Origin of the sequence: Rubrivivax soli (genome assembly GCF_049810355.1) — a bacterium.
Classification (GTDB): Bacteria; Pseudomonadota; Gammaproteobacteria; order Burkholderiales; family Burkholderiaceae_C; genus Rubrivivax.
Genome location: NZ_CP187368.1, coordinates 3,766,663 through 3,792,243, shown reverse-complemented (window position 1 = coordinate 3,792,243; position 25,581 = coordinate 3,766,663). Strand labels below are relative to the sequence as shown.

The window sequence follows — 25,581 nt, the reverse complement described above, 5'->3', positions numbered from 1 at the left end:
CTCCACGCACACCATGAAAAAGACCCTGCTCGCCGCCGTCGCCGGCTTCGCCTTCATCGCCTTCGGCAACGTCCAGGCGCAGAGCGCCAGCTACGCCGTCGACCCGACGCACACCTTCGTCACCTTCGAGGTCAGCCACTTCGGCACCTCCACCAACCGCGGCCGCTTCGACAAGAAGGACGGCTCGGTGCAGTTCGACCGCGCCGGCAAGACCGGCAAGGTCGAGATCACGATCGACACCGCGTCGATCAACACCGGCACCGAGGCCTTCAACAAGCACCTGCAGAGCGCCGACTTCTTCAACGTGGCAGCATTCCCCACCGCCAAGTTCGTCAGCGACAAGTTCGTGTTCAATGGCGACAAGGTCAGCGAAGTCGGCGGCACGCTGACGCTGCTGGGCAAGGTCCTGCCGGTTGTGCTGAAGGCGACCAACTTCAACTGCTACATCAACCCGATGCTCAAGCGCGAAGTCTGCGGCGGCGATTTCGAGACCACGATCCAGCGCAGCCAGTGGGGCATGGGCTGGGGCCTGAACTTCGGCATGCCCGACGCCGTGCGCCTGCTGGTGCAGGTGGAAGCCGTCAAGCAGTGATGGCCGCGCGCGGACGCTTCGGCAGGCTTGTCGCAGCGTCGGCGCTGGGCATCGCGGCGCTCGCCGCCGTGCCCGCCGGGGCCGAGCCCGTGACCTACGTGCTCGACCCCACGCACAGCTTCGTGCACTTCGAGGTGCTGCACTTCGGCACCTCCACCTCGCGCGGCCGCTTCGGCCCCGTCACCGGCACGGTGGTGCTCGACCGCGCCGCCGGACGCGGCGAGACCGCGCTGCGCGTGGCCACCGGCAGCATCGACACCGGCCTGCGCATCTTCGACAGCCGCATCCGCCAGGCCGACCTGCTGGCCACCGAGGAACACCCCGAAGCCTTCTTCGTCGCGCGCAACTTCCGCTTCGACGGCGACCGCCTGGCCGAGGTGCGCGGCGAGTTCACGCTGCGCGGCGTGAGCCAGCCGCTGTCGCTGCGCGCACTGCGCTTCGGCTGCCGGGCGGCGCCCGAAGGCGAGGTCTGCGGCGGCGACTTCGAGGGCGAACTGCTGCGCAGCGAGTTCGGCATCACCTTCGGCCTGCCGCTGGTGGCCAACCGCGTGCGGCTGGTGGTGCAGGTCGAGGGCCTGCGGCAGTAGCGGCGCCGCCCCCTGTCGCCCAGCTTGTCGGATTGGGCCGCGATGGGCCGGGGGTTACACCGACTTGCGGGTTGCACGCGCAGATTGAATAGTTCTGCCGTTTGCGTTTCAGACGCGATGCCACCCTGCAGGAGACAGCCCATGACCGAATCCAAGACGCCGGCCTTGCGCCGCCGGTTCCTGAAGTCCGCCGCCGTCGGTGCCGCTGGTGCCGGTGCGATGGCCGCGCCGATGATCGCCAACGCGCAGACCGTGAGCTTCCGCTTCCAGAGCACCTGGCCGGCGAAGGACATCTTCCATGAGTACGCCACCGACTTCGCCAAGAAGGTGAACGACATGGCCGGCGGCCGCCTGAAGATCGAGGTGCTGCCCGCCGGTGCGGTGGTGCCGCCCTTCCAGCTGCTGGACGCCGTCAACAAGGGCACGCTGGACGGCGGCCACGGCGTCGTCGCGTACCACTACGGCAAGAACAACGCACTCGCGCTGTGGGGTTCGGGCCCGGCCTTCGGCATGGACCCGAACATGGTGCTGGCCTGGCACTACTACGGTGGCGGCAAGGCCATGCTCGACGAGATCTACAAGTCGCTGAACATCGACGTCGTCTCGTTCCTGTACGGCCCCATGCCCACGCAGCCGCTGGGGTGGTTCAAGAAGCCGGTGTCGAAGGTCGCCGACCTGAAGGGCCTGAAGTTCCGCACCGTGGGCCTGGCGGTCGACGTGTTCAAGGAACTCGGCACGGCCGTGAACCCGCTGCCTGGCGGCGAGATCGTGCCTGCGCTCGACCGCGGCCTGATCGACGCGGCCGAATTCAACAACGCCAGCTCGGACCGCGTCCTGGGCTTCGCCGACGTGGCCAAGAACTGCATGCTGCAGAGCTTCCACCAGAGCGGCGAGCAGTTCGAGATCCTGTTCAACAAGGCCAAGTACGACGCGCTGCCGGCCGAACTGAAGGCCATCATCGACTACGCCGTGCAGGCCGCCAGCGCCGACATGTCGTGGAAGGCGATCCAGCGCAACAGCCAGGACTACATCGAGCTGAAGAACGCCAAGGTCAACTTCTACAAGACGCCCGACGCGATCCTGCGCGCGCAGCTCGCCGCCTGGGACAAGGTCACCGCAGCCAAGGCGGCCGAGAACCCGCAGTTCAAGAAGATCCTCGACTCGCAGAAGGCGTTCGCGCAACGCGCCGGCGCCTGGCAGAACGACTACATGGTCGACTTCAAGATGGCCTGGAACCACTACTTCCGCGCCCCGGCCAAGAAGGGCTGACACCCCCGCGTCGGTCTGCTCCAATCGGGCCACTGGCGACCATCGCCGGTGGCCTTTTTTGCGTCGGCCTGCGCCGCGCATCGCCCTCCGTTCACTGCTGTCGAAAGTCCACCCACCATGCAAAGCCTGCTGCTGCTGGTCGACCGGGTCTCGACCTGGCTCGGGCAGATCTTCGCCTGGGTCATCGTCGCGCTCACGCTGATGATCACCTGGGAGGTCTTCTCCCGCTACGTGCTGAACGCCCCGCACGACTGGGCGCTGGACGTGCAGATCATGCTCTACGGCACGCTGTTCATGATGGCCGGCGCCTACACGCTGGCCAAGAACGGCCATGTGCGCGGCGACGTGCTCTACGGCTTCTTCCGGCCGCGCACGCAGGCCACGCTGGACCTGATCCTGTACTTCCTCTTCTACATGCCCGGCGTCGTCGCGATGACCTACGCCGGCTGGATCTTCGCCAATGAATCGGCCGCCATCCGCGAGAGCACGTTCTCGGCGACGCCGCTGCCGGTGTACCCGTTCAAGTTCGTCATCCCGATCGCGGGCGCGATGCTGCTGCTGCAGGGCATCGTGGAGATCGTGCGCTGCATCCAGTGCATCCAGCGGGGTGCCTGGCCTTCGCGCGAGCAGGACGTGGAGGAGGTCGACGTCGACAAGCTGAAGGCGATGGTGCACGTCAAGGACGAAGACATCCAGGCGCTCGACAAGTTCGTGGCCCCGCACGGAGGTTCCAAGTGAAGGTGCGCAAGGAACTCTGGTTCGGCTTCATCATCATGGGGCTGATCATCGCCGGCACGGCGGTGATGCTGCTGTCGGCCGACACCATCACCAACGGCCACCTGGGACTGATGATGCTGGGCCTGGTGGTGGTGGCCATCATGCTGGGCTTTCCCACGGCGTTCACGCTGATGGGCATGGGCATGATCTTCACCTGGATCGCCTACGAGGAAGACACCGGCAAGACGCTGACGCTGATGGTGCAGTCGGCGTTCAAGGTGATGGGCAACGACGTGCTCATCTCGATCCCGCTGTTCGTGTTCATGGGCTACCTGGTCGAACGCGCGAACCTGATCGAGAAGTTGTTCAAGAGCCTGCACCTGGCGCTGGCGCGCGTGCCCGGCTCGCTCGCGGTGGCCACGCTGTTCACCTGCGCGGTGTTCGCCACCGCCACCGGCATCGTCGGCGCGGTCGTCACGCTGATGGGCCTGCTGGCGCTGCCGCAGATGCTGCGCGGCGGCTACGACGTGCGCGTCTCGGCGGGCTCCATCACCGCGGGCGGCTGCCTGGGCATCCTGATCCCGCCGAGCGTGATGCTCATCGTCTACGGCGCCACGGCCGGCGTCTCGGTGGTGCAGCTGTACGCCGGCGCGTTCTTTCCCGGCCTCATGCTGGCCGGCCTGTACGTGCTGTACGTCGTGCTGCTGGCCAAGATCAAGCCCAACCTGATGCCACCGCTGTCGGCGGCCGACCGTTTCGTGCCGCTGCCGCCGATGACGCAGACGGTGTCCCAGGCGTTCTCGAACACGGCGCTGCCGGGCCTGCTGCGCGCGCTGAAGGGCAGCCGCAACCACGACGTGCCCACCGGCTACATCCTGCAGCAGCTGGGCGTGGCACTGCTGCCTCTGGCCCTGTTCCTGGTGGTGGCCGGGCTCAGCTGGAACAGCAACACCGCGCCGCCCGATGCCGAGACGCTGGCCGCGCGCGCGCAGACGGCGGCATCGGCCAAGGCGGCCGCAGCCGGCGGTGGCCTGCAGGCGGCGCCTGGCGACGTGCAGGAAGCGCCGGCGGAAGGCGGGTTGGCCGAGCCGCCGGCCGATGAAGGCGTGCAGGAGCCGCCCGCGGCGGCCGCGGGCCTGCAGGAGCCCCCGGCCAGCGACGAGGGCGTGCAGGAACCTCCGGCTGCCGACACCGGCGTGCAGGAGCCGCCCGCAGCATCGACCGGCGTGCAGGAGCCGCCCGGCGCATCCGCCGGCATCCAGGAACCGCCGGGGGCCGCCGCCGCACCGGCTGCCGCGGCCGAGCGCACGCCGGCCACGCGCGGCTGGTGGATCGGCACCGGCGTCGGTGCGCTGGCGCTGCTGGGCTTCTACGCGCTGCTCAGCTTCCAGCGCCTGGAGATCTTCAAGATGCTGCTCGGCAGCTTCTTCCCGCTGGTGGTGCTGATCCTGGCCGTGCTGGGCTCCATCGTGATGGGCCTGGCCACGCCGACCGAGGCCGCCGCGGTGGGTGCCTTCGGGGGCTTCATCCTGGCGCTGGCCTACCGGCAGTTCAACCTGACGATGCTGCGCGAGTCGGTGTACCTCACGGCCAAGACCAGCGCGATGGTCTGCTGGCTGTTCGTCGGCTCGGCCATCTTCTCGGCGGCGTTCGCGCTGCTGGGCGGTCAGGAACTGGTCGAGCGCTGGGTGCTGTCGATGAACCTGTCGAAGACCGAGTTCCTGATCCTCAGCCAGGTCATCATCTTCATCCTGGGCTGGCCCCTGGAGTGGACCGAGATCATCGTGATCTTCATGCCCATCTTCATCCCGCTGCTCGACAACTTCGGCGTCGATCCGCTGTTCTTCGGCCTGCTGGTGGCGCTGAATCTGCAGACGGCCTTCCTGAGCCCGCCGGTGGCGATGGCGGCGTTCTACCTGAAGGGCGTGAGCCCGCCGCACGTGACGCTGAACCAGATCTTCGCCGGCATGCTGCCCTTCATGGGCATCCAGGTGGTCGCCATCGTGCTGCTGTACCAGTTCCCGGCCATCGGGCTGTGGCTGCCGCAGGTGCTGTACAAGTGACGACAGGCGCCACGGCGCCCTGAGCGCGTCGCCCGGCACAGAAGACGCGGCAACGGCAAGGCGCCCTGCGGGGCGCGTTGCCGCTTGCGGGCCCGGGTGTCAGTCGGCCAGCGAGCGCGCGAAGGCGAACACCGAGTTCGGCGCCCGCGTGCGCGGCTGCTGCACCGGCGGCTTGGGCAGGATGCCGCGGCGCGCCACCGGCTTCACGTCGACGGCCACGCCCTTGGCGCGCTGCTCTTCCAGCAGGTGGTGCAGCGAGATGGTGGCCATGTGGCGCAGCATCACCGCGTCGAGGCTGGACCACAGGTCCTGCGCCGGTGCGCCGCTGGCGGCAGCACCCAGTTCGTCCTCGACGGCGACCACGATGTCTTCCAGCGAGATCGCGTCGGCGCGCCGCCCCAGCGTGTAGCCGCCTCCAGGGCCGCGCGTGCTCTCGACCAGGCCGGCACGGCGCAGGCGCGAAAACAGCTGCTCCAGGTAGGACAGCGAAATCTGCTGCCGCCCCGCGATGGCCGCCAGCGGCACCGGGCCACCGGCCTCGCGCAGGCCGAGGTCGATCATCGCGTTGACGGCGAAACGGCTCTTGGTGCTCATGCGCATGATGGATCCCTTCAGTGAAGTTGACCTTGCCAATGTAGGCGCTGGGTCAGTTCGGGTAAATGCGATCTTCCAACAAAAACACTTCGGTAAACTCGAAGCATGAACTTCAAGCACCTGCATTACTTCTGGGTCGCAGCACGTGCTGGCGGCATCGTCAAGGCAGGTGAGCAGTTACATACAACGCCGCAGACGCTGTCTTCGCAGATCAAGCTATTGGAAGACCGTCTCGGGCGCCGTTTGTTCCGCAAGAGTGGCCGCGCGCTCGAACTGACCGACGAAGGCCGGGTCGCGCTGGGCTACGCCGACGAGATCTTCGCGCTCGGCACGGCGCTTGAATCGGCGCTGAAGCAGCCCCGCGATGGCCCGCGCGACATCGAGTTCCGCGTCGGCGTGGCCGATTCGGTGGCGAAGTCGGTCGCCTACCACCTGATCGAGCCGGCGCTGAACGGCCCCGACCGCGTGCGCATGATCTGCAGCGAAGGCAAGTTCGGCGACCTGCTGGGCGCGCTGGCGCTGCACCGGCTGGACCTGGTGGTGGCCGACGAGCCGCTGTCGCGCAAGATCAGCGTCAAGGCCTTCAACCACCCGCTGGGCACCAGCCCGATCAGCTTCTACGCCGCGAAGTCGCTGCAGCTGGAAGGCACGTTCCCGCAGTGCCTGAACGGCGCGCCGATGCTGCTGCCCGGCGCCGCATCGCCCACGCGCCAGCAACTGGAACTGTGGCTCACCCGGCACCACATCAAGCCGCGCGTCGTGGGCGAATTCGACGACGGGGCGCTCACCAAGGCCTTCGGCCGCGAGGGCCGCGGCGTCTTCCTGTCGGCCAGCGTGCTCGACGACGAGACCGAAGCGCAGTACGGCGTGCGCGTCATCGGGCGCAGCGACGAACTGGTCGAGCACTTCTTCGCGATCTCGGTCGAACGGCGCATCTCGCACCCCTGCGTGGCCGCCATCACGCAGGCGGCGCGGCGCGGCTTCCTCGGTCCACCGGGAGGGTGATCAACCGCCCCGGTCTGCGCGCTATCCTGCGCGCGTGCCGCCCACCACCGCCCCCGCGCCGCAGCTGCATCTGGCCCAGCAGGCCCGGTGGCAGGCCGGCGACGGCAGCGCAGGCCTGCTGGGCACACCCGACGCCCTGCTGCTGGCCTGGCTGGCGCTGGAAGGGCCGACGCCGCGCGAGCGCCTGGCGGCGCTGTTGTGGCCGGGCAGCAGCCCCGAGGCCGCGCGCAATGCGCTGCGTCAGCGCCTGTACCGGCTGCGGCAGGGCGGCATCGAGGTCGTCACCGGGCACGGCACGCTGGCGCTGGCCGACGGCGTCGGTCACGACCTGCACGACGGCGGCGCGCTGCTCGGCACTCTGCAGGTGCCGGAATGTCCCGAGCTCGACGCCTGGCTGCAGGCCCGCCGTGCCCGGCACGGCGCCGCCGCCCGGCACGCCACCGAGACCCGCATCGCCCGGCTCGAAGCCGCCGGCGACGTGGCGGCCGCCCTGCCGCTGGCGCTGGCGCTGCTCGAGCAGGAACCGCTGAGCGAAGCCGCGCACCGCCGGGTGATGCGGCTGCACTACCTGCGCGGCGACCGCGCGGCGGCCATGCTCGCGTTCGACCGCTGCGAGCAGATGCTCAAGCACGACGTCGGCGCGCGCCCCTCGGCGGAGACGCTGGCGCTGCTGGCGAGTATCGACGGCACGCTGGTCGCGGCCGAGCCCGCGCCGGCCTGGCGGGGCGCCCTGCCGGCCTCGGTGCTGCGGCCGCCGCGGCTGATCGGGCGCGACGCAGAACTCGCGGCGCTGCGCCGCAGCTGGCAGGCCGGCAGCGTGGCCCTGGTGGTGGGCGAGGCCGGCATGGGCAAGTCGCGGCTTCTGCAGGCGCTGGGCGCGGCGCGCGGCCCGGGCGCCGGCAGCGTGCTCGTCGCCTCGGGCCGCCCGGGCGATGCGCTGGTGCCCTACGGCAGCTTCGCGCGGCTGCTGCGCGAGCTGGCCAGCCACGTCCCGGAGGCGTTCGACGATGCCAGCCGCCAGCACCTGGCGGCCCTGCTGCCCGGGATGGCCGCGGCACCGACGACCCTCCCGCGCCGCGCCTCGCTGGTCGAGCCGGTGCGTGCGCTGCTGCAACGTGCGCGGGCCGCCATCGACGGTCTGGTCTTCGACGACCTGCACTTCGCCGACGACGCCAGCATCGATCTGCTGCAGGCCCTGCTGGCCGCGCCCCGCGACGCCTCGCCGCTGCGCTGGTGCCTGGGCCTGCGTCCGCCGGCGACGGGTTCGCGGCTGCAGGCCCTGCTGGAGGCGCTGGCGACCGCGGCGCCGCTGGTGCAGGTGCCGATGCGGCCGCTCGACGTGGCGCAGATGGCCGAGCTGGTCGACTCGCTGGCGCTGCACGGTGTGCGCGGCGCCGAGATCGCCCCCACGCTGCTGCAGCGCAGCGGCGGCAACCCGCTGTTCGCGCTGGAAACACTGAAGCTCGCCTGGGCTGACGGCACGCTGGCCGAGGGCACGGACCTGCCCCGCCCGCAGTCGCTGGCGCAGCTGATTGCCCAGCAGCTGGCACGCCTGTCGCCGGCGGCCACGATGCTGGTGCGCGTGGCCGCGGTGGCCGGCGTCGACTTCTCGCTGCCGCTGGCCGAGCGCGTGCTGGGCCAGAACGCGCTGCAGCTGGCCGACGCCTGGCAGGAGCTGGAGACCCAGCAGGTGATGATCGGCACCGACTTCGCGCACGACCTGGTGTTCGAGGCCGTGCTGGCGGGCCTGCCGTCGGTCATCGCGCGCCACCTGCACGGCGAGATCGCGGCCCGGCTGGAGGGCACCGGCACCGAGCCCGCGCACGTCGCCGCGCACTGGGAAGCCGCCGGCCAGCGCAGCCGCGCCCTGCCGCACCTGCGCGCCGCGGCCGACCGCGCGCATCTGGCGCTGCGCGAGCGCGAGCGCATCGACTTCCTGCTGCGCGCCGCCGACATCGCCGAAACCACGGGGGACCGGGGCGTGGCCTTCGACTGCGTGGCGCGCGCGGTGGAGACGCACATGAACTCCATCCGGCAGGCGGGCGGGTTCCCGCTGCTCGACCGGCTGGATGCGCTCGCCGACAGGCCGGCGCAGACCGCGACGGCGCTGGGCCAGCGCGCCTGGTACTGCAGCCAGCTGGCCGACGACGCCGGCGCCGTGCGCTTCGGCGAGCAGGCACTGGCGCTGGCCGAGAGCACCGGCACCCTGTCGCTCGTGTGCCAGATCCGGCAGCGGCTGGCGACCTCGTTGGCCATGCTGGGACGCTTCGACGACGCCCTGCCGCACCTGCAGGCCATGCTGCCGTGGGCGCAGCAGCACCTGCCCGACGAGGATCTGGCGGAGTTCCACGGCAACTTCGCCGTGGTGCTGGACAACCTGGGCCTGCCGGAAGCCGCGCGCGAGCACCACGAGCGCGTGCTGGGCACCGCGCTGGCCAGCCACGACCATGCCCAGCGAGCCACCGCGCTGGCCAACCACGCCGTGAGCCGGCTCAACGCAGGCGACGTGCGCCAGGCCCGCCAGCTCGTCGACCAGGCGCAGCAGCTGGTGGCGGCCTACAACCTGGACGGCAGCAGCGCCGGCTTCGTCATGGTGCTGCAGATGCAGTGCGCGCGCGCGCAGGGCCACTACGCCGAGGCGCTGGAGTGCGCCGGGCACGCGGAACGCATCCTGCAGGCCAGCAACCCGGCGCGCGTGCCGGTGGTGGCGCTGCACCGCGCGCATTGCTGGCTCGACCTGGGCCAGCACGCCCGGGCGCAGCACGACCTGCAGGCCGCCGGCGGCGAGCAGCACCTGCCGCGCCACTTCGAGACCCGCCGCCTGCTGCTGCTGGCCCGCGTGCAGCTGGCCCTCGGCCAGAACGCCGCGGCAACGCTGCAGCAGGCCGCAGCGGCCGTGCCGCCCAACGGCTGGCCCGAGCTGCGGCTGCTGGTCGACATCCATGCCGTCACGGCGCTGCCCCACGCCCAGGCGTGCGCCCGGCTGCAACGCGTGCGCGAGCAGGCCTTGTCGCTCGGCTTGCGCGGCGCTGCGCTGGCGGCGCTGCTGCAGGAGACGGCATGCCATGCCGCTGCGGGCGCCACCGAGGCCGGCGCCGCGGCGCGCGCCGCCCTGGCCCTGGCCGAACAGGTGGAGCCGGCCCTGCACTCGCGGGCCGAGCTGTGGCTGCACTGCGCGCGGGGCCTGCGGGCCGCCGGCGACGATGCAGCGCCGGCAGTGGCGGCGGGTCAACTGTGGCTGCGCAGCACGGCCGCCGCGCAGGTGCCCGCGCCGTTCCGGGAATCGTTCCTGCAGCGCAACCCGGCGCACCGTGCGCTGCTGGCACTGGGCGCCTGACGCACCGGGGCCCGCCGCCGGCATAACGGCGGCGTAACGACCCGCTGGCTACAACAGGCACCGATGCGCCGTCCCGCGGCGCGCCCCACCGGAGAGCCGCCATGACCGCACTGCAGTCCCTGTCCCTGACGTCCGTCTCGCCGCCGGGCGACGCCGACGCGCGCCGCCCGGCCGTGGCGTCCGATGCCGGCGACCCGATCGAGCAGCTCGCCCTGGCAGAACACGCCGACTGGCTGCTGCTGCGCCTGGTGCTGTGCGCGGCGGGTGCCACGTTGCTGCTCGCGGTGGCCAGCAGCCTGGGCCTGTAGGGCACGGCGCACGCAGCGGCGCCGGGTTGGCGGCCGGCCTGTCTGCCATGGGCGCAGCCTGTCTGCTGCGCACCGCGCTGCGTCGCCCGCCGCTGGAGGAGCGGGCGGGTGCATGCGTACAGTCCGGGCATCCCGACGCCCCCTGTCCGCCACCGCGCCACGCCCATGACCGTTCCCGCTGCCTCCCCCTGGGCCGACCGCTGGCAGCGCCTGTCCGCCAGCGCGCTGCGCGCCTTCCACGCCTATGCCAACTGGCTGGTCGGCATCAGCTGGAAGCGCTTCATCGTGCTGTCGGTGCTGCTGCTGGTGGCGTCGTCGATCCTGCAGCAATTGCCGCCCTTCCGCTGGAGCGTGACCGAGACCATCGAGGACGCGTCGGGCAAGGACCAGCCTGCGCCCCCCAAGCCGCCCAAGCCGCCGCGCTCCACCGACCTGCCCAGGCCCCCTGCACCGCCGGCCAGCGCCGGCGACGGCATGGACATCAACATCCAGATCGACGAGAAGGGCATCCGCATCACGCCACGCAGCAAGGCGGCCTCGGCCGCGGCGGCACCGGCGTCGGCGGCGGCCTCCGACGCGTCCGCCGCCGAGGACAGCCTGCACATCCAGCTGCCCGCCGACATCGACCCGGCCGACGTGCGCGAGGCCGTGCAGGGCGCACGCGAGGCCATCCTCGAAGCCATCCAGGATCAGAAGCAGGCCGCACAGGACGCCGCCGAAGCCGCGCGCGAAGTTGCGCAGGCGGCCCGTGAAGCGGCTGACGACGCCGTCGTCATTCCCGGCCCCGTCGGCAAGATCCGCCGCGTGCGCCAGGTGCACTGGGGCGACTTCCTGACCGACCTGGCCCTGCTGTGGATCATCGCGTCGGCCATCGTGAAGGCCACCTACAAGGGACGCATCCAGGCCGAGGTGAAGGCGGCGCAGGCCGCCGAGACCGCCGAGGCCGAATCGCTGAAGCGCCAGGTCGTCGAGGCCCGCATGGCCGCGATGCAGGCGCAGGTGGAGCCGCACTTCCTGTTCAACACGCTGGCCTCCATCGACCACCTGATCGAGGTCGACCCGCCGCGTGCGAGCCAGATGCAGAAGAACCTGATCGCGCTGCTGCGCGCCAGCATGCCGACCATGCGCGAAGCCAACGGCGCCGGCAGCTCCGGCGTGCGCGACCTGGGGCGCGAGCTCGCGGTGATCCGGCCCTACCTCGAGATCCTGAAGGTGCGCATGGAGGAACGGCTGCGCACCGCCATCGAGGTGCCCGACGGCCTGCTGTCGGCGGAGTTCCCGCCGATGATGATCCAGACGCTGGTGGAGAACGCCATCAAGCACGGCCTGGAGCCCAAGCCCGAGGGCGGGTCGCTCACCGTGCGCGCGGAGATCGTGCACGGCAAGCTGCAGGTCAGCGTGGCCGACACCGGCCTGGGCTTCGGCAAGGCCGCCACCGCAGGCACCGGCGTCGGCCTGGCCAACATCCGCGAACGGCTGCAGCTGCTCTACGGCAGCAAGGCGACGCTGACCGTCACCGAGAACCCCAACGGCGGCGGCACCATCGTCACCGTCACGGTCCCCTACAAGACCATCGAAGGCATGGCCACCGCATAAGCCGGCGCAGCCGGGCAGCGCCGCAGGCGCTACGGGGGGGTCGTCAGTTCATCCGGGTGACGAACGTCACCCGGCGGTTCTCGGGCGCATCGGGCCGCGCCTTGTTCAGCGGCTCGGCCGCGCCCTTGCCCACCGGCAGCAGGCGCTGCCGATCGATGCCGTGCTCGTTGACCAGGTAGGCCACCACCGACTCCGCGCGCGAGCGCGAGAGATCGAGGTTGGTGTCCGCGTCACCGCGCGGGTCGGCATGGCCTTCGACGGCGAACGACAGGCTGGCGAGCTTGCCGCCGCGCATCGCACGCGCCACGACGTCGAGCGCCGACTTGGAGTCGGCCGTCAGCTCGGCCGACGCGGTCGAGAAGGTCAGCAGCACGGCGGCGCTGGCCGCCGGCTTCTTGGCAGCCGGCCGCAGCGTCGGCGCGAAGCCGCGGCTGCGGGGGCCGCTGGCCGGCGCGGCGCCGACATCGGCCGCGCCCGGTGCCAGTGCATCGACGATGGCCGACTCGGTGACTTCGCTCGTCTTCAGCGGCTGCGTCTGGGCGGTCGCCACGCTGCTGATCGCCAGGCCGGCGACCAGCAGCCACAGGCGGGTGGGCTGGTGCATGGTGGTTGTCCTCCAGTTGGCGGGCTTCACTGCACGGCGACGCCGTTCAGCGTGCCCCGGGTCAGCACGTTGCGGGTCACGAGGCCGTCGGCATCGGTCACGTCGCTGCGCACCTCGATGCCCGAGCCCGACGAGGTGATCCAGATCACCGCCGTGCCCGTGCGATCGACCACCTCGTACTTGCAGGCGTTCTTGAACGTGCCCGCCGGGACCGTGACGGTCTCGTAGCCAATGAAGGTGGTGATGCGCGTGTCGCCGGTGACCGTGGTTGCCGAGAACACGGACCCGTCGGGGTTGTAGATGGTGTCCAGCCGGCGCTCGTTCACCGACTCGCTCTCGCCCGGCTTGAGCAGGAACTGGCGGTTCACGGCCGGCGGATCGACGACGCTGACGTAGTTCAGCGACAGGCCGTCGCTGTTGAACGTGAAGCGGCTGCCGTAGTTGACGAGGCCGGCGCTCAGGTCGGGCGCGAAGTACGAGAAGGTGGCGGCCTCGGTGACGCCGCCCGGCACCAGGCGCACTTCGAGCGCGGGGCCGTACTTGTCGAACGTGGCCGTGTTGCTGGTGACCTCCAGGTCGAGCGTGCTGGTCTGCCCGACCGGGTCGCTGCCTTCGCGCACGTTGTATTCCAGCGACCACTGCGTGCCCAGCGTGAACAGGGCCGGGTTGAAGCAGGCGTTGGCCACGGCCGTGGGCGCCGGCTGTTCGGCCACGCCGTAGTCGGAACGCGCGTCGAGGATGGCCTCGGCCAGCAGCTGCGGCAGCGAGCCGTCGTAGGCCTTGGGTTCGGCGTCGTCGATCGATGCATTGACGATGCCGTCGTCGCGGATGTCCTTCACCAGCTGGCGCATGAAGGCCAGGGCCGGCGACTGCAGCGAGCCGAGGAACAGGCGCGCGGCCCGCGGCAGCGCCGCCAGCAGCGTGCCGTAGCGGCCCGCGTGCGTGTTGGGCAGCGAGTTCGGCACGGTGGTGTCGGACACCGCCACGTTGTAGTTGGTGATGTCGCTGACCTGGTACGCCACCGGCACGCGGGCGTTGAAGGCCTGGCGCACCGCCTCGTTGGCCTCGGCCATGCGCGCGGTGTTCAGCGCCGACTCGGTGCCGTACTTGTACAGCGCCCACTGGTAGGCGGCCTCGGTCAGCGGGTTGGCGCTGACGTGGTGGGTCAGGCGCGGCACCAGGATGTGCAGGGCCTGGCCGTTCAGGCGCGTCCACTGCTTCGTGGCTTCGTCGTAGTACTCGCCGTTGCCCGAGCCATCGTCTGCGAACTCCAGGATGAAGGCGTTCTTGTAGGTGCGGTCGTACAGCGAGACCAGGTTGTTCTGCAGCAGCGCGGTGCCGAGCACGGCACCGCTGGGCTTGCGGGCGGTGACGCGCACGTTGCGCATCGCGCCCAGGCCGCCGCCGGCGCCGTCGCCGGCACTGCCGTCGGCGCTGCCGCCCGGGCCGCCGCCGCCGGAACCGTCACCGCCGCAGCCACCACCGCCGCAGGCGTCGCCGCCGGCCACGACTTCCAGCTCGACCACCGGCACGGGGTTGGAGACCTCGCCATCGTCGCCACCGCCGCACGCGACCAGCGTGGCGGTGAGTGCCAGCAAGGCACCGCGCAGCACACGCTGCAACAAGCCGGTCGTGCCGGCCCCGGGGTGATGGTTCATCGTTTCGCTCCTTGCTGCTGTCCTGTGGCGGCTGCCGAGATGGCGGCCAGCGGAAAGTCGGAGATGCCGGTGGGCACCGCCGTCACCGGGGTCTGTCGCCCCTGCGTCAATGTTCGCACCTCGTGGGCGACGTAGTAATCCAGCCCCTTGTGGGTGACCACGCCCTCGCGGCGGAAGTCGGCGCGGCCGGCCAGGCCTTCGAGCAGCGCCTTCGTGAAGGCACCGTTGCCCCAGGCCGGATCTTCCAGCGATTCCTGGCGCGGCGCACTGCCGGAAAACACGATCACGCCCAGCTCGGCACTGGCCAGCCCGTTGGCCATGCGCGTGAGCTCGCGGCGCGTGAACTTGCCCACCGACTTGCCCGAGAAGCAGGTGTCGACGAAGAACAGCGCACGCCCCTTGATGGCCGACAGCGTGCTGCGCAGCTGCGTCTCGGACACCGCGGTCTGCGCCAGGCGCGTTTCCTGCATGTCGTGCGGCAGGAAGTGGTACAGGTCGGCGGCGTCGGCCACGCCATGGCCGGCGATGAACAGGATCGCGATGTCGTCGGGCGTGGTCACGTTCTGCAGCCAGCGCATGCCCTGCAGCATGGCCGCACGCGTGGCCTGCTGGTCCACCAGCACGCGCGCCTCGACCTTCTTGTAGTACAGACCTTCCTGGCCCTGCAGCTTGGCCGCGAAGTCGCGCGCGTCCTTGGCCGCCAGGCCGAGGTTGAACGCGGTGTCGGCGTACTGGCTCACGCCCACGGCCAGCAGGTACAGCGTCGGCCGGCGCTCGCCCAGCTGCTTCAGCGCCGGGGCGCTGCTGCGGAAGTCGAGCTCGGCCGGCATCGAGGTGCCGTTGGCGCCCTCGGCGAAGATCTGGATCCTGCCCTCGCTCTTGGGCAGCGAGACGATCATGCGGCCGCCGGTCTCGCTGCCGGCGCCGCCGGGCAGCTGCTGCACGGTCGCCTCGACCGGCCGGCCGTCGATGCGCACGGTGATGCGGTCGACCTTCTGCCCCTGCGGCGCGAACAGCTTGAAGTCGATCGCCAGTTCGGCGCTGCTCGTCTCCACGCGCGGCATCTGCGCCAACGTCACCACCGGCGGCAGCGCCTGCGACACCGGCAGCGGCGCCAGGCCGGCCTGGATGGTCTTCACGGTTTCGGGCTCGGCCTGCTCGGCGGCCTGCTGCACGCGGCTGGCGTTGGCCTGCGCCACGGCCTTGGCGGCGTCGCGCTGCGGCAGCACCTGGTCGATGATGTCGGGGCGCAGGTAGCGCTCGCGGAAGCGCGAAACACCGAAGTAGTCAGCACGCTCGCCGCCCGGCCGCGGCACCAGCCAGCCCACCAGGTCCTCGGCGCCGGGGCCGGTGTCGAAGTAGCCGGCCTCGGTCCACAGCACCCAGCGGCCGTCGCGCAGCGGCAGCAGCGACAGCAGCGCGGCGCCGTCTTCCGCACGCCGCCAGCGCAGCGTGCCGTCGGCCAGCGCGGCCACGACGATGCGCCCGTCGGCCGACACGTTCACCGCACGCGCCTCGGTGTTCAGCGGCACGCTCCACTGCAGCCTGCCGTCGCGGCCGACGCGGCGCAGCGCGCGGCTGGTGCCCAGCACCACGGCGCCGGCCTCGGGCACGATGGCCGCGGCACGCGCGCTCTCGTTGGGCAGCAGCGCCACGCTGGTGCCGTTGACCTTGGGCACGCGCGTGTTCTCCCAGTCGCTGACACGCAGGAACAGGCTCGACGGCTCGGGCCGCCGCGACGCGGCCGCCTCGCCCTCGCCGGCGCGGCGTGCGCCCAGCGCGAACGACCGCGTTGCGCCGTCGGCGGTGCGCCACTGCACGACACTGGCGTCGTCGCTGATCTGCAACCCGGCCGCCGACGCGACACGCGCCACCGGCGTGGCGCTGCGCGCCGCCACGCGCGCGCCGTCGAGCACGCCCCAGGTGGCGTCGAAGCTGGCAAAGGCCATGCGGCCCGCGGGCAGCGGGGCGAGGTCGAGCACGGTGTCGGTGGCCACCACCACGGTCTCTGCGGTGCCCGCCGGCCACGCGATGCGCTTCACGACGAAGCGGCCCGGCTCGCTGTAGCCGGTGCCGCCGGCGTACAGCGCAGCGCCATCGGCCTGCCAGCCCACCGTCATCAGGTTGCCGAGCGCGACGTCGCCGAACTCCAGCGCCCGCGCCTTCGCGCGCGTGGCAGTGTCGAAGACATCGACCACAACCCGCGAGGGCGACACCCGTGAGAAGTAGCCCACCGCCAACAGGCGGCCGTCGGGCGAGTGGCGCACGCCGACGGGGTCGCGCAGCGTGGTGGCGATCTCGCCCTCGGGCTGCACGCTGCCGCCGGCCAGCCGGAACAGGCGCACCCGGCCGTCGAAGGCCGGCACGGCCAGCTGGCCCTGCGCCGAGATCGACAGGCCGTAGGCATCGGCGGGCAGCACCGTCTCGTGCACCAGCGCGCCGTCGGCACGGAACACGCGCAGCGCCGGGGCGCCGGCGTAGGCGGCGGCCAGCAGGCTGCCATCGGGCGACCACGCGAGGTGGCGCACGCTGCCGCCACGGGCATCGAACGCAGCGCGGAAGGCCCCGCCAGGCAGGTCGAACACGAAGATGCGGTGCACGCCGCCCGCGGCGGCCGTGGTGCCGGCCAGCGCGACGCTGCGGCCGTCGGGGGCGATGGCGGCGCCGTACAGGCGGCCGACTTCGTCTTCACCCACCGGCACGCGCAGTGTGCGCAGTGCGGCACCGCTGGCAACGTCCCAGACCAGCGCCGTCTTGTCGTCCGACGCCGTCACCGCCAGCTGCCCGGCGGCGTCCACGGCCAGGCGGCGCACCGGCCCGGTGTGGCTGCGCACGTCGAAGACCAGCGAGGCCGCATCCTGGGCCCGCGCCGGAGCCGGCGCCGCGCCTGCGACGGCCAGCAGCAATGCCTGCACCAGCATCGGCACCAACACCGGCAGCACGGCGGCAGGCCAGCGCGCGCCCGGGATCCACGACCATCGCAACGCCAATCGACCCTCCGCAGGCTGCGCCAGAATGAAGAAAACGACTGTACAGTCTTCGGGCTGTCAAGCCACTCTGGTGTGCCCCCTCTTTGGGTGGCCCGGCACCGATTCCCACCCCCTAGGTTCCGATGCGCTCCGACGCCGATTCCCCCGCTCCGCGTGCCGTGCTGGCCGATGACGAACGCCTGATGCGCGACCAACTGCGTGCGCGGCTGGCCGAGGTGTGGCCTGAACTGCAGATCGTGGCCGAAGCGAAAAACGGGCTGGAGGCCGTGGCGCTGGTCGACGAGCACCGGCCCGACATCGTATTCCTGGACATCCGCATGCCCGGGCTGACCGGCGTGGACGCCGCGCGCCAGATCGCGCAGCTGCCGCCGCGGCCCGGCAGCGGGGCGGGCGCCGACGACGACGCCGACCTGCTGCCCGAGATCGTCTTCATCACCGCCTACGACCAGTACGCGGTGGAAGCCTTCGAGCAAGGGGTGGCCGACTACGTGCTGAAGCCCGCCGAGCGCGACCGCCTGCTCGTCACCGTGCAGCGCATCCAGAAGCGGCTGGCGGCCCGGCGCGACGGCGGCGACCCCGCCGGCGTGCCGCCCAGCCCGCCGCTGCAGCAGCTCCTGCACACGCTGGCGGGCAAGCTGACCCCGGGCGCCGCGCCGCAGTACCTGCAGTGGATCCAGGCCACGGTGGGCCCCGCGATCCAGATGATCCCGGTCGAGGACGTGCTGTTCTTCGTCAGCGACGAGAAGTACACGCGGGTGCAGACGGCCCAGGTCGAGGCGCTGATCCGCAAGCCGATCAAGGAGCTGGTCGACGAGGTCGACCCCAAGCTCTTCTGGCAGATCCACCGCAGCACGCTGGTGAACGTGAAGGCCATCGCCGGCGTCACGCGCGACTTCCGCGGGCGCCAGATCGTCAGCGTCAAGGGCCACCCCGAGAAGCTCGAGGTCAGCCGCAGCTACACCGGCTTGTTCAAGGGCATGTGAGCCCGCTGCCGCGGGTGCGCGGTGCGAACTCGTGACAAGACGCAACGCGGGCGCCCCAGGGCCGTTTGCCGACGCTTGGGACAGTTTTCCCGAATCGCACCTTGACCGCGGCCATCTCAGGGTTGTCCGCAGGGTCGTTCGTGACGCGCTTCACGCCTGAGCTGGTGACCCAGTGCTGACCGCGCCGCGGCGCCCGACAACGGCCCGCAGCAGGCCGGATGCATCTGCTCGCAACCCCGCACGGGCCGTCACCCGTGGCGTCACTGGCGGCCGTTACCGTCGGCCCCCATCCTGACCCCACGAGTCGCCGGAAGTTCCGGCCACGAAGGCTGCGCATGCTGTTCGCTTCCACCCAACCCGGCCAGTTCCGATTCGACTTCGCACGCCGTCCGGCCGCGGCCGCGGGCAGCTGGCTGCGCCGGGAAGAGGCCATCATGGGCACCGCGATCAGCGTCGAGCTGTGGAGCGACGACCCCCGCGCCGGCGAGGCCGCCATCGACGCCGTGATGGCCGAGATGCACCGCATCGACGCCGCGATGAGCCCGCACAAGCCCACCTCCGAGCTGTCGCGCATCAACGCCGAGGCCGCGCACCGGGCCGTGCCGCTGAGCAACGAGATGGCGGGTCTGGTCGAGCGCGCGATGTACTTCTCGCACCTCTCGGGCGGCGCCTTCGACATCACCTACGCCAGCGTCGGCGCGCTCTACGACTACCGCGCCGGCATCGCGCCCGACGACGCCGCGCTGGCGCAGGCGCGCGCGGCGGTCGGCTGGCGCCACCTGGTGCTCGACCCGCGTGCACGCACGCTGCGCTTCGGCCGCGAAGGCATGCGCATCGACCTCGGCGGCTTCGCCAAGGGCCACGCCGTCGACCGTGCCTGCGCGCTCCTGCAGCGCCGCGGCATCCGCCATGCGATGGTGGCCGCCGGCGGCGACAGCCGCGTGCTCGGCAACCGCAACGGCCGGCCCTGGACGGTGGCCATCCGCGACCCGCGCCGCGCCGACGGCGTGGTGGCCGTGCTGCCGCTGGAAGAGACCTCGATCTCGACCTCGGGCGACTACGAGCGTTTCTTCGAACGCGACGGCGTGCGCCACCACCACATCGTCGACCCCGCCACCGGCCGCAGCCCGCGCAGCGTGCACAGCGTCACCGTGCTGGCCGCCGACGGCCTGACCACCGAGGCGCTGAGCAAGTGCGTCTTCGTGCTCGGCGTCGACCGCGGCCTGGCGCTGGTGGAGTCGGTGCCCGGCGCCGACGCCGTCGTCGTCGATGCGCAGGGACAACTGCACCGCACGGCCGGACTGCTCGACGGCCAGGCACTGCGCGCGTGACGGCCGCCGGCCGCCCCGCACGGGACAAGCACAGGGAGGACTGAAGATGAACCACACGCCGCATCGATTGCCCCGCCTCGCCGCGCTCGCCGGCCTCGCCGCGCTGGCCGCCGCCCTGCTCGCCGGCTGCTCCAAGAGCAGCGACGGCGACACCGTCGTCGTCAACGGCGACGTGCCCATCGCCTACGTGAAGCGCTCGACCACGCTGTCGATGAACCCCACCGACGGCACCAACTTCGCGGCCGGCGGCGATCTCATCGTGCGCGAGAAGAGCAGCGCCAGCGCCACCGAGCACAACGTCACCGCACGCTTCACGCAGGGCGTGGGCGACGCCTCCGACCCCGAGGTGTCGTACGACGGCAAGAAGATCGTCTTCTCGATGCGCTGCCCCACCAGCAACACCGCTCAGATCGACGGCCAGCCGGCCTGCACCGGCCGCTGGAACATCTGGGAATACGACATGACCAGCGGCGGCTTCGCCGGCGGCACCTTCAAGCGCCTGACGGCCAGCACCGTCGACGACGACGTCGACCCGGCGTACCTGCCCAACGGCCGCGGCATCGTGTTCGCGTCGAACCGGCAGACCACCTCGAAGAACCTGCAGATCGACGGCCGCAGCTACTACGCGCTGGACGAGTACGAACGCGAGCGCGTGCTCAACATCCACACGATGGACGCCACCGGCGGCGCCATCAAGCAGATCTCGGTCAACCAGAGCCACGACCGCAACCCGGTGGTGCGCCCGAACGGCGACATCATGTTCTCGCGCTGGGAACACGTGGGCGACCGCAACCGCTTCGCCATCTTCCGCGTCAAGCCCGACGGCACCGACATGTTCGTGCTGTACGGTGCGCAAAGCCCGGGCAACAGCTTCCTGCACCCGCGCGACATGGATCCGAACGGCCCCTACAAGGGCTACGTGGCGAGCTCGCTGATGGCGCTGTCGCGCACGCAGGAAGGCGGCTCGCTGATGTTCATCGACGCCGCCAACTACTCCGAGAACAACACGCCGGCCAACACGCAGGTACAGCCGCTGGGCGGCCAGTCGGAAGTGACGGCGCAGGCGCTGAACCAGAACCGCGGCCTGTCGCCCTACGGCCGCATCACCACGCCCTACCCGCTGTGGGATGGCAGCAACCGCGTGCTGCTGGGCTACCGCCCGTGCGAGGTCACGAAGAACGGCAACGTCGTCGCCTGCGCCACGCTGACGGCCGAGGAACTGGCCTCGCTGGAAGACAACACGATGACGCCGGCCCAGCGCGCCCAGGCCGCGGTGCAGGACAACGCGCCCGCGGCCTACGCCATCTACATGTACGACCCGCTGAAGCAGACCTGGCTGATCGTGGCGGCACCGCCGGCCGGCTTCATGTACACCGACCCGATCGCGCTGCAGGCCCGCCCCGAGCCGAACGCCGCGCAGGACACCGTGGTCGACGAGGCACTGGCCTCGCAGGGCCTGGCGCTGCTCGAGGTGCGCAGCGTCTACGACACCGACGGCCTGCAGCGCATGGGCGAGCCGATGCTCACCGCCGCCGACCTGCCGGCGGGCTGCAGCAAGGGCATCGCGACGACCACGCCGCTCGACCCGATGGACACCCGGCCTGCCGTGGCCGACCTCGTGAAGATGAAGAACCCGGCCGATCCGGCCTACCACTGCGCCCCGGCGCGCTTCGTGCGCGCCACGCGCGCCGTGGCACCGCCCGCCAGCTCGATGGGCATGCGCGCGGCCATCGGCGAGACCGACTTCGAACAGCAGCAGATCCTGGGCTACGCGCCTGTGGAACCCGACGGCTCGTTCAAGCTGCAGGTGCCGGCCGACGTGCCGCTGGCGCTGGCCATCATCGACGCCGAGGGCCGCGCCTTCCAGACCCACACCAACTGGATCCAGGTGCGCCCGGGCGAGCGCCGCACCTGCGACGGTTGCCACAGCCCGCGCCGCGGCGCGTCGCTCAACTCCGGCAACGTCGCCAACACGCAGCCGGCAGCGCTGCGCACCGATCTCAGCGGCCAGCACCAGACCGGCGAGACCATGGCCGCGCTGCGCACCCGGCTGGACCCGACGGCACTGCGCCTGGCGGCCGACCCGGTGATGAGCGACATCTGGGCCGACACCACGCAAACGGGCGTCAGCGCCCGCGCACCGATCGCGCTGCGCTACACCGGCAACGCCAGCGCCGCCGACGACCTGCAGACGGCCGTGCCCACGCGCGGCGTCATCAACTACCCCGAGCACATCCAGCCGCTGTGGGAACGCGCCCGCGGCACCGGCGGCGCCAACACCTGCACCAACTGCCACGCCGACCCCGCCAAGCTGGACCTGCGCAGCACCGTGGGCGGCACCGGCCGGCTGGTGTCGTACGACGAACTGCTGCTCGGCGACCCGGTCATCGACGCCGCCACCGGCCTGCCGGTGTTCCGCCTGGAAGAAGGCGTGCCGATGATCGTGCGTGGCCCGGCGCTGGTGAACACCAGCTCGGGTTCCACCAACACCGCCGGCCAGGCGCGCAAGAGCCGGCTGATGGAGCTGATGTCGGGCCAGACGCTGCTGGCCGGCAGCGCCGCCCGCACCGAGTACCCGACGCCCGCCGCGCCGGCCCCCGACCACGCGACGCTGCTGAACAAGGCCGAGCGGCGGCTGCTCGCCGAGTGGATGGACCTGGGCGGCCAGTACTACAACGACCCGTTCGCGCCCGGCGCCGGCGTGCGCACGGTCACCGCGCTCAGCGAGGCCAGCTTCGCAGCCGAGGTGCAGCCGGTGCTGCGCGCGAACTGCGCGTCGTCGTGCCACCAGGCGGTGGGCAGCGACGTGAACACGCCGGCCGGCACCTCGTTCCGCCAGAACCGCTTCGTGCTCACCGGCAGCACCGAAGGCGACTACGGCGCCACGCTGTCGATGATCTCCAACACCTGCAACCCGGCCGGCAACCTGCTGCTGAGCGCGCCGTCCACCGTGCCGCACCCGGCAGGCGCGGTGACGCAGACCACCGCGGTGCTTCCCGTGGGCAGCGCCGGCTACGCCGCCATCGCGGCCTGGATCCAGAGAGGCTGCCCGACTCCATGACGCCGACGCCGCGCGCCCGCCGTTCCTCGCGCCATTCCTCGCGCCTGACCCATGCCGCCATCGCCGCCGCACTGACCGCCACGGTCGCCGCCTGCGGCGGCGGCGACAACCCGCTGGACAACCCGAACAGCGTGCAGAACCCGCCGGGCGCGGGCGGCCGCACGCTGTCGTTCGTGTACTTCCAGAAGTGCATCAACCCGATCCTGCTGGCCACCATCACCAGCAGCGGCGGCACCAGCAGCTGCGCCAGCGCGGGCTGCCACGACAACGTCGCCGGCACCGGCGGAGCGCTGCGCGTGGAACCGGGCGCCACCGAGGTGGACCTGGCGAACCCGGCCAACACCGCCGACGTGGTGCGCACGAGCGCGATGTACAAGAACTTCTATTCGTCGCAGGGCGTCACCGTCGTCGGCCAGCCGGCGCAGAGCCGGCTGCTGAACAAGCCGCTCGTGCGCGGCACGCTGCACGGCGGCGGCATCATCTTCGACCGCGACGACGAACTCTTCGCGCGACGCATCGCGTACTGGATCGGCCGCCCCGTGCCCGAAGGCCAGAACGAGTTCAGCGGCGTGGCGAACAACATGTTCACGCCCGCGGACCCACAGACCGGCGCCTGCAATGCCGATTAAGCAGGGCATGAGGACCGCCGCCGCCCTGCTGACCTGCTGCCTGCTCGCACTGCCGGTGGCAGCGCGCGCGCAGGCGGCGGCGCCCGCGGGCGCCGCCACGGCCGCCGACGACAGCGAGCGCGTGCGCATCGCCGAGCCCTACATCGAGCTGCACACCGCGCCCGGCCGCGGCTACCCGGTGTTCCACGTCGCGGCGCGCCACGAGTGGATCGTGATCGAGATGCGCCGCACCGACTGGTACAAGGTGCGCACCGAGAACGGCCGCATCGGCTGGGTGCCGCGCGCGCAGCTGGAGAAGACCGTGACCGAAGCCGGCGGCACCAAGAGCTTCCGCGACGTGCTGGTCGACGACTACCTCAAGCGCCGCGTCGAGCTCGGCGCCGCGTGGGGCCAGTTCAAGGGCGAGCCGATGCTCAAGGTGTGGACGGCCTACCGCTGGGCCGACGCGCTGAGCCTGGAAGCCACCTTCGGACAGGTGCAGGGCGTGTTCTCGGGCACCGACTACTGGCACGTCAACCTGAACATCGAACCCTGGTCCGACCAGCGCCTGTCGCCGGCGCTCGGCGTGGGGCTGGGCCGCTTCAAGAACATCCCCAACAGCAGCCTGGTCGACGCCGCCGGCACCGACGCGCAGCTGGCCGTGGCCAGCGCGGGCCTGCGCTACTACCTGAGCGAGCGGTTCGTCGGCCGCATCGACTACAGCCTGTACACCGCCTTCGTCGCCGACACGCGCAGCACCGAGTACCGCGCCGTGACGCTGGGCCTGTCCTTCTTCTTCTAGGAGTCCCATGGTCAAGAGCGTCCTCGCCAGCCTGCTGATCGCCGCCGCGCCGGGTCTCGTGCAGGCCCAGGCCCAGCCCGCGGCACAGCCGGCGGCCGCCGACACGCAGGTGGTGGTGCCGCAGGTCGAGCGCCGCACCGTGCAGCCGCCGCGCTTCCCGAGCAACGACTTCGAGATCGGCCTGTTCGCGGGCACGTTCTCGACGCAGAACTTCGGCTCCAGCGCCGTCTACGGGCTGCGCCTGGGTTACCACATCACCGAGGACGTCTTCGTCGAAGGCGCCTTCGGCCAGACCAAGGTCAGCGACGAGGCCTTCCGCCAGGTGCTGCCAGGCGGCATCTTCGTCAACCCGACCGAGACGCTGAGCTACGTGAACCTGTCGGCCGGCTACAACCTGCTGCCGGGCGAGGTGTTCTTCGGCCGCAACGTGGCCAAGGCCTCGGCCTTCTACGTCATCGGCGGCATCGGCAGCACGAAGTTCATCGACCAGCGCCGGCAGACCTTCAACGTCGGCTTCGGCACGCGGCTGCTGTTCAACGACAGCGTCGCGGTGCAGGCCGACGTGCGCGACCACATCTTCTCGCTCGACATCCTGGGCCGCCGCGAAAGCACGCAGAACCTGGAAGTCACGCTCGGCGTCACCGTCTTCTTCTGAACCCGCCCCACCATGCAGCGCCTTGCCATCATCGCCCTCACCGCGCTCGCCGCCCTGCTCTACGGCCAGGTGCAGGCCGCCGCCGTCACGGCGCAGGCGCCGGCACCCGACTTCACGCTGCGCAGCCTGGAAGGCCGCAACCTGCGCCTGGCCGAGCAGCGCGGCAACGTCGTGCTGGTGAACTTCTGGGCCAGCTGGTGCGGCCCGTGCAAGGTGGAGATGCCGCACCTGAACAAACTGCACGACAAGTACCGCGCCGCCGGCGTCACGCTGCTGGGCGTGAACGTCGACGAGGACGTGCGCACCGCGCAGTCGGCCGCCGCCAAGCTGGCGGTGCGCTTCCCGGTGCTGCACGACGCCGACAAGCTCGTCAGCAAGCGCTACGACCTGCAGAGCATGCCGGCCACGGTGCTGATCGACCGCGACGGCCGCGTGCGTTACCTGCACCGCGGCTACCGCGACGGCATGGAGGCCGACTACGAGCGGCAGATCCGCGAGCTGGTGAAGGAATGATGCGCACCCTGCCCCGCCTGGCCGTGCTGCTGCTGCCCGCCGCATTGGTGGGCGGCTGCGCCATCGAGCCCTGGGTCAAGCCTTACGAGCGCGAGCGCCTGGCCGACCCGATCCTGCAGTTCCAGCGCGACGCGCTGGCCGACCGCCACCGCGAGCACGTGCACGTGGTGCGCGAAGGCGCACGCGGCGCGACAGGCGTCCAGGGAGGCGGCTGTGGATGTAATTGAATCCCCCCCGCAGCGGCTGCGCCGCTCCCCCCCAGGGGGGCAACGCCTGCGGACCGGCATAGCCGGATCCGCGGCGTTTGC

Annotated in this window: 21 protein-coding genes; 17 read left to right on the top strand and 4 right to left on the bottom strand. The window is 71.3% G+C overall.

Annotated features, from left to right (window positions below; translation table 11 throughout):
- The first annotated feature begins 13 nt into the window (after window positions 1-13).
- From ACPOLB_RS17255 to ACPOLB_RS17235, 5 genes are all read left to right on the top strand, one after another.
- Window positions 14-592 carry a YceI family protein gene (locus tag ACPOLB_RS17255; protein ID WP_425257256.1) on the top strand — a complete coding sequence of 193 codons (579 nt, stop codon included), beginning with the start codon at window positions 14-16 and terminating at the stop codon, window positions 590-592.
- The gene (locus tag ACPOLB_RS17250; protein WP_425257255.1) at window positions 592-1,179 is read left to right on the top strand and encodes a YceI family protein; all 588 of its coding nucleotides are present in this window, start codon (window positions 592-594) and stop codon (window positions 1,177-1,179) included. Before ACPOLB_RS17255 ends, ACPOLB_RS17250 begins: the two co-directional genes overlap by 1 nt.
- A gap of 141 nt (window positions 1,180-1,320) precedes the next feature.
- Entirely contained in the window at window positions 1,321-2,448 is a 1,128-nt protein-coding gene (locus ACPOLB_RS17245) for a TRAP transporter substrate-binding protein (RefSeq protein WP_425257254.1), read from the top strand.
- 117 nt (window positions 2,449-2,565) lie between these two features.
- Entirely contained in the window at window positions 2,566-3,186 is a 621-nt protein-coding gene (locus ACPOLB_RS17240) for a TRAP transporter small permease subunit (RefSeq protein WP_425257253.1), read from the top strand.
- Entirely contained in the window at window positions 3,183-5,228 is a 2,046-nt protein-coding gene (locus tag ACPOLB_RS17235; protein ID WP_425257252.1) for a TRAP transporter large permease subunit, read from the top strand. The genes ACPOLB_RS17240 and ACPOLB_RS17235 overlap by 4 nt, the downstream gene beginning before the upstream one ends.
- Before the next feature lie 99 nt (window positions 5,229-5,327).
- Here ACPOLB_RS17235 and ACPOLB_RS17230 read toward each other — a convergent pair whose 3' ends face one another.
- Window positions 5,328-5,828: an Rrf2 family transcriptional regulator gene (locus tag ACPOLB_RS17230; RefSeq protein ID WP_425257251.1), complete on the bottom strand. Its 501-nt coding sequence runs from the start codon at window positions 5,826-5,828 to the stop codon at window positions 5,328-5,330.
- Window positions 5,829-5,927: 99 nt separating this feature from the next.
- Here ACPOLB_RS17230 and ACPOLB_RS17225 point away from each other — a divergent pair, with 99 nt between their 5' ends.
- From ACPOLB_RS17225 to ACPOLB_RS17210, 4 genes are all read left to right on the top strand, one after another.
- Window positions 5,928-6,827, top strand: a complete 900-nt coding sequence (locus tag ACPOLB_RS17225) for a LysR family transcriptional regulator (protein ID WP_425257250.1) — start codon at window positions 5,928-5,930, stop codon at window positions 6,825-6,827.
- Between the two features lie 34 nt (window positions 6,828-6,861).
- The gene (locus ACPOLB_RS17220; protein WP_425257249.1) at window positions 6,862-10,164 is read left to right on the top strand and encodes an ATP-binding protein; all 3,303 of its coding nucleotides are present in this window, start codon (window positions 6,862-6,864) and stop codon (window positions 10,162-10,164) included.
- A gap of 101 nt (window positions 10,165-10,265) precedes the next feature.
- Window positions 10,266-10,472 carry a hypothetical protein gene (locus ACPOLB_RS17215; RefSeq protein WP_425257248.1) on the top strand — a complete coding sequence of 69 codons (207 nt, stop codon included), beginning with the start codon at window positions 10,266-10,268 and terminating at the stop codon, window positions 10,470-10,472.
- Between the two features lie 165 nt (window positions 10,473-10,637).
- Complete coding sequence (locus ACPOLB_RS17210) at window positions 10,638-12,068, top strand: sensor histidine kinase (RefSeq protein WP_425257247.1); 1,431 nt, start codon at window positions 10,638-10,640, stop codon at window positions 12,066-12,068.
- A 43-nt stretch (window positions 12,069-12,111) separates the two neighbouring features.
- Here the strand turns inward: ACPOLB_RS17210 and ACPOLB_RS17205 are convergent, their stop codons facing one another.
- The 3 genes from ACPOLB_RS17205 to ACPOLB_RS17195 are packed head-to-tail and all read right to left on the bottom strand — an operon-like array spanning window position 12,112 to window position 17,272.
- Window positions 12,112-12,672 carry an OmpA family protein gene (locus ACPOLB_RS17205; protein WP_425257246.1) on the bottom strand — a complete coding sequence of 187 codons (561 nt, stop codon included), beginning with the start codon at window positions 12,670-12,672 and terminating at the stop codon, window positions 12,112-12,114.
- 26 nt (window positions 12,673-12,698) lie between these two features.
- Window positions 12,699-14,330 (bottom strand): hypothetical protein, encoded by a 1,632-nt coding sequence (locus ACPOLB_RS17200; protein WP_425257245.1) that lies wholly within the window; start codon window positions 14,328-14,330, stop codon window positions 12,699-12,701.
- Window positions 14,327-17,272 (bottom strand): caspase family protein, encoded by a 2,946-nt coding sequence (locus ACPOLB_RS17195; RefSeq protein ID WP_425257244.1) that lies wholly within the window; start codon window positions 17,270-17,272, stop codon window positions 14,327-14,329. The genes ACPOLB_RS17200 and ACPOLB_RS17195 overlap by 4 nt, the downstream gene beginning before the upstream one ends.
- Before the next feature lie 170 nt (window positions 17,273-17,442).
- Between ACPOLB_RS17195 and ACPOLB_RS17190 the strand changes: the two genes are divergently transcribed.
- The 8 genes from ACPOLB_RS17190 to ACPOLB_RS17155 all read left to right on the top strand — a co-directional run bounded on the left by ACPOLB_RS17190 (window position 17,443) and on the right by ACPOLB_RS17155 (window position 25,500).
- A complete protein-coding gene (locus ACPOLB_RS17190) occupies window positions 17,443-18,303 on the top strand; it encodes a LytR/AlgR family response regulator transcription factor (protein ID WP_425257243.1) in 861 nt (286 codons plus the stop codon).
- Window positions 18,304-18,638: 335 nt separating this feature from the next.
- Window positions 18,639-19,634: an FAD:protein FMN transferase gene (locus ACPOLB_RS17185; protein WP_425257242.1), complete on the top strand. Its 996-nt coding sequence runs from the start codon at window positions 18,639-18,641 to the stop codon at window positions 19,632-19,634.
- A gap of 46 nt (window positions 19,635-19,680) precedes the next feature.
- A complete protein-coding gene (locus tag ACPOLB_RS17180) occupies window positions 19,681-22,695 on the top strand; it encodes a hypothetical protein (RefSeq protein ID WP_425257241.1) in 3,015 nt (1,004 codons plus the stop codon).
- Complete coding sequence (locus tag ACPOLB_RS17175; protein ID WP_425257240.1) at window positions 22,692-23,324, top strand: hypothetical protein; 633 nt, start codon at window positions 22,692-22,694, stop codon at window positions 23,322-23,324. Before ACPOLB_RS17180 ends, ACPOLB_RS17175 begins: the two co-directional genes overlap by 4 nt.
- A 7-nt stretch (window positions 23,325-23,331) precedes the next feature.
- The gene (locus ACPOLB_RS17170) at window positions 23,332-24,105 is read left to right on the top strand and encodes a hypothetical protein (protein ID WP_425257239.1); all 774 of its coding nucleotides are present in this window, start codon (window positions 23,332-23,334) and stop codon (window positions 24,103-24,105) included.
- 7 nt (window positions 24,106-24,112) lie between these two features.
- On the top strand, window positions 24,113-24,760 hold the full coding sequence (locus ACPOLB_RS17165; protein WP_425257238.1) for an outer membrane beta-barrel domain-containing protein: 648 nt from the start codon (window positions 24,113-24,115) through the stop codon (window positions 24,758-24,760).
- Between the two features lie 12 nt (window positions 24,761-24,772).
- On the top strand, window positions 24,773-25,273 hold the full coding sequence (locus ACPOLB_RS17160; protein WP_425257237.1) for a TlpA family protein disulfide reductase: 501 nt from the start codon (window positions 24,773-24,775) through the stop codon (window positions 25,271-25,273).
- On the top strand, window positions 25,270-25,500 hold the full coding sequence (locus ACPOLB_RS17155) for a DUF4266 domain-containing protein (protein ID WP_425257236.1): 231 nt from the start codon (window positions 25,270-25,272) through the stop codon (window positions 25,498-25,500). Before ACPOLB_RS17160 ends, ACPOLB_RS17155 begins: the two co-directional genes overlap by 4 nt.
- The last annotated feature ends 81 nt before the right edge of the window (window positions 25,501-25,581 follow it).

Excerpts from the sequence above, each read along its gene's own strand:
- ACPOLB_RS17255 (WP_425257256.1), top strand. The coding sequence starts at position 14 with ATGAAAAAGACCCTGCTCGCCGCCGTCGCCGGCTTCGCCTTCATCGCC.
- ACPOLB_RS17250 (WP_425257255.1), top strand. The coding sequence starts at position 592 with ATGGCCGCGCGCGGACGCTTCGGCAGGCTTGTCGCAGCGTCGGCGCTG.
- ACPOLB_RS17245 (WP_425257254.1), top strand. The coding sequence starts at position 1,321 with ATGACCGAATCCAAGACGCCGGCCTTGCGCCGCCGGTTCCTGAAGTCC.
- ACPOLB_RS17240 (WP_425257253.1), top strand. The coding sequence starts at position 2,566 with ATGCAAAGCCTGCTGCTGCTGGTCGACCGGGTCTCGACCTGGCTCGGG.
- ACPOLB_RS17230 (WP_425257251.1), bottom strand. The coding sequence starts at position 5,828 with ATGCGCATGAGCACCAAGAGCCGTTTCGCCGTCAACGCGATGATCGAC.
- ACPOLB_RS17225 (WP_425257250.1), top strand. The coding sequence starts at position 5,928 with ATGAACTTCAAGCACCTGCATTACTTCTGGGTCGCAGCACGTGCTGGC.
- ACPOLB_RS17215 (WP_425257248.1), top strand. The coding sequence starts at position 10,266 with ATGACCGCACTGCAGTCCCTGTCCCTGACGTCCGTCTCGCCGCCGGGC.
- ACPOLB_RS17210 (WP_425257247.1), top strand. The coding sequence starts at position 10,638 with ATGACCGTTCCCGCTGCCTCCCCCTGGGCCGACCGCTGGCAGCGCCTG.
- ACPOLB_RS17205 (WP_425257246.1), bottom strand. The coding sequence starts at position 12,672 with ATGCACCAGCCCACCCGCCTGTGGCTGCTGGTCGCCGGCCTGGCGATC.
- ACPOLB_RS17200 (WP_425257245.1), bottom strand. The coding sequence starts at position 14,330 with ATGAACCATCACCCCGGGGCCGGCACGACCGGCTTGTTGCAGCGTGTG.
- ACPOLB_RS17190 (WP_425257243.1), top strand. The coding sequence starts at position 17,443 with ATGCGCTCCGACGCCGATTCCCCCGCTCCGCGTGCCGTGCTGGCCGAT.
- ACPOLB_RS17185 (WP_425257242.1), top strand. The coding sequence starts at position 18,639 with ATGCTGTTCGCTTCCACCCAACCCGGCCAGTTCCGATTCGACTTCGCA.
- ACPOLB_RS17180 (WP_425257241.1), top strand. The coding sequence starts at position 19,681 with ATGAACCACACGCCGCATCGATTGCCCCGCCTCGCCGCGCTCGCCGGC.
- ACPOLB_RS17175 (WP_425257240.1), top strand. The coding sequence starts at position 22,692 with ATGACGCCGACGCCGCGCGCCCGCCGTTCCTCGCGCCATTCCTCGCGC.
- ACPOLB_RS17170 (WP_425257239.1), top strand. The coding sequence starts at position 23,332 with ATGAGGACCGCCGCCGCCCTGCTGACCTGCTGCCTGCTCGCACTGCCG.
- ACPOLB_RS17165 (WP_425257238.1), top strand. The coding sequence starts at position 24,113 with ATGGTCAAGAGCGTCCTCGCCAGCCTGCTGATCGCCGCCGCGCCGGGT.
- ACPOLB_RS17160 (WP_425257237.1), top strand. The coding sequence starts at position 24,773 with ATGCAGCGCCTTGCCATCATCGCCCTCACCGCGCTCGCCGCCCTGCTC.
- ACPOLB_RS17155 (WP_425257236.1), top strand. The coding sequence starts at position 25,270 with ATGATGCGCACCCTGCCCCGCCTGGCCGTGCTGCTGCTGCCCGCCGCA.